Origin of the sequence: Roseovarius sp. A46, from assembly GCF_004126395.1 — a bacterium.
GTDB lineage: Bacteria > Pseudomonadota > Alphaproteobacteria > Rhodobacterales > Rhodobacteraceae > Roseovarius > Roseovarius nitratireducens.
On record NZ_PVWS01000065.1, the window covers coordinates 1 to 2,640 of the forward strand.

3 protein-coding genes are annotated in these 2,640 nt (G+C 61.6%); 1 reads left to right on the top strand and 2 read right to left on the bottom strand.

Annotated elements, in window-relative coordinates; translation table 11 throughout:
* Positions 1-1,137 (top strand): medium chain dehydrogenase/reductase family protein (locus C6W92_RS17340; protein ID WP_206735562.1); only part of this gene is annotated, 1,137 nt, incomplete at its 5' end.
* Between the two features lie 218 nt (positions 1,138-1,355).
* Here C6W92_RS17340 and C6W92_RS17345 read toward each other — a convergent pair.
* The gene (locus C6W92_RS17345; RefSeq protein ID WP_129435370.1) at positions 1,356-2,318 is read right to left on the bottom strand and encodes a M23 family metallopeptidase; all 963 of its coding nucleotides are present in this window, start codon (positions 2,316-2,318) and stop codon (positions 1,356-1,358) included.
* Positions 2,315-2,640: DUF6544 family protein (locus C6W92_RS17865; protein WP_347232821.1), on the bottom strand; the 326-nt coding region annotated here is incomplete at its 5' end. The genes C6W92_RS17345 and C6W92_RS17865, both read right to left, overlap by 4 nt.

Genomic DNA, 2,640 nt, shown 5'->3' on the forward strand with positions numbered 1-2,640 from the left:
TCTTCTTCATCGCATCACGCAGGCTGGGAAAGGCGGGCTGTTTCGGCATCGGCAGGACTCCTCTGGCGGACGCCCCAAACCTATCAGATTAGGCAGAAAGTCGCAGGTTTTTCAGACGTTCCTCAAATGAGTTGGAAAAGGATTATGCTAACAGAGTTCGGCGGACCGGAACAGCTGGAAGTCCAGACCGTCGACGCGATCCCCGAACCAGAAGGGTCCGATGTGCGCATCCGCGTCCTAGTGACAAGTGCTGCGTTTACCGACCTGATGATCTGCAAGGGCCTGTATCCGGACGTGAAGGACAAGCCGCCCTTCACCCCCGGCTACGACCTTGTCGGTGTGGTGGATGCAACAGGTCCCGAGGCGACCCGGTTTCGTCCTGGAGACCGGGTCGCGGACCTGACCACCATCGGCGCCTATTCCGAGTATGTTTGCCTGCCCGAGGACGGTTTGACATCCGTGCCCGAAGGCGTCTCAGAGATCGACGCCCTAGGCATGATCCTGTCCGCAGTGACGCCCTTCCAGATGCTGCACCGTGTGGCCAGGATGCAGAGGGGGCAGAGCCTTCTGATCCACGGGGCGGGCGGAGCGGTCGGCACAGCGATGCTGCAACTGGCGCGGGATGCGGGGATCACCGCGCTCGGCACCGATATCACAGCAAAGCACGACCTGATCCGTGGCCTTGGGGCCAGGCCGATCGAGGCGGATGCGCCGGAAGCGGTGCTTGAAGAGGCAGTGGGTGATGGTGTCGATGCTGTCTTCGACCCTCTCGGTGGCGAGAGTCTGTCGCGTTCGCTCCATGCGCTGAAGCCGGGCGGGATGCTTGTCGCCTTCGGTTTCCAGAACGAGGTGCTGAGGCGCGGCGGGTCGATCCCCCTGGATTTCGTGAAGCTCAAGCTGTGGGACTGGCTGCCAAACGGTCACGCCACCGCCTTCTATTCCATCGGCGCGATGCGGCGGAAACACCCCGAATGGTTCCGCGAGGATCTCGCAAATCTTTTCTCGATGCTTGCAGAAGGCAGGATAGCCCCCGTTGTCGCGGCGGTAGTCCCCTTGGAGCAGGTGCGCGATGCGCATAAACGTATCGAAGCTGGAGCGGTGGCGGGCAAACTGATCCTGAGGGTGTCGGACCCATGACCAAGACCCGTTGAAAGGCTATGGGCGCGCCCCAGCGGCCAGGACAAAGGAAAGCAGCTTGAGCTGTTGCCGCCGTAGGCAACAATCAGCGCCACCAGGGCATGCCTGAAGACTGCCGCGATCTGCCAGCCAGCCGCCGATACTGTCGCTCACGCTTCCCATCGTCCGTGCGCGCCAGATGGGGCCAGTGGTCAGGGTGCCATTGGTTCACGCTTGGCTTACCAGTTATGTCCAGTCAACCGGTCACCTCGCACAAGAAAGCGCCCGTCGATTCGAAGCGCGAGCGGCTCTCCCGAGATCGGCGGCGCACCTGCCGGTGCGGGGCGTTGCGCATGGATATGTAGATGCGGCTCGGTCGAGGCACCGGAGTTTCCAATCTCGCCCAGCCGATCCCCGGTGGCAACGGAGTCACCCGACGAAACTCTCACGCTTCCCTTCTGCAAGTGCGCGAAGACGATTTCGACATCGTCACAGCGAAGAATGACATGATTGCCAAGACGATTGACCTGATCTTGCTCCGGCACCAGGAAATCCGGCATTCCCCCCTCCGCCGCTACCACTTCGCCCGCACAGGGCGCATGCAGGGCAGCACCGAAGATTGCATAGGCCGAAGGCTCAGTCGGCCGCCACCCCTTCGCGCGCAGGCCGAAAGGCCCCAGTCCGAAGAAATCCACCGCGTAGGATTGGCCACGCCAGCGCCGGAAACGTTCAATGCTGGCATCCAGCGTCTTCATATGCGCATTCACCACAGCATTGGACCCGCCGTTCCCGACGAGATAGCGACCCGGGCCAAAGGGGTTTTCGATGTCGATGACCTCCACCGGCGGCTCACTGCGCCCTATCAGCGCGCGTGTGCCAAACCATCCCCCGATGCCGAAGAGCAGGATCGATAGTGCCAAGAACAGCCAGGCCGAAAGCCCGGAGGGCAGCAGCGGCAAACCGGCCAGGTTCGATTTCAGCGGCCAGGCCACCAGCGCCACCAGCCACAGTGCTCCATATACCAACGGCAGCCACCAGACCGGCACCGCCCATTGTCCAACTTTTGCCAGTGCGAAAAGGAATATCCCGATACCCGCCGCCTGCATCACGAAGCCGACAAGGCTGCCTGCGGGCAAGAATGCCAGCCAGGCCAGCAGCGTCAGCGGTAGCAGAACTTGGAACGTGAGGACGGTGGCTGTCATGCTTGGCCCACCGGGAAGCGGATATCGGTTATGTCGGCAATGAAGAACGGGAAATACTCATCCGTCCCGAACATGTTTCCGGCCTCCACATGGAACGGCAGGCGATAGCCCTCGACCTCCCGGTAGTCCGACACCTCGGCACCGAAGGGTTGCAAACGGTAGGCCCCTTCGGGGTTGGCGTTGGTCCAACGCTTGAAGAGACCACAGCGAAACGCCTCGTTTGAGCGGTGAGATAGGATTTGGTTGTTTAGGGTGCTTTTGACTTTGATGTCGCGCTTCGGTGATGGCTTTGATTGGCAGGGGAGATTGGTGAGGGAGCCGG

Excerpts from the sequence above, each read along its gene's own strand:
- C6W92_RS17345 (WP_129435370.1), bottom strand. The coding sequence starts at position 2,318 with ATGACAGCCACCGTCCTCACGTTCCAAGTTCTGCTACCGCTGACGCTG.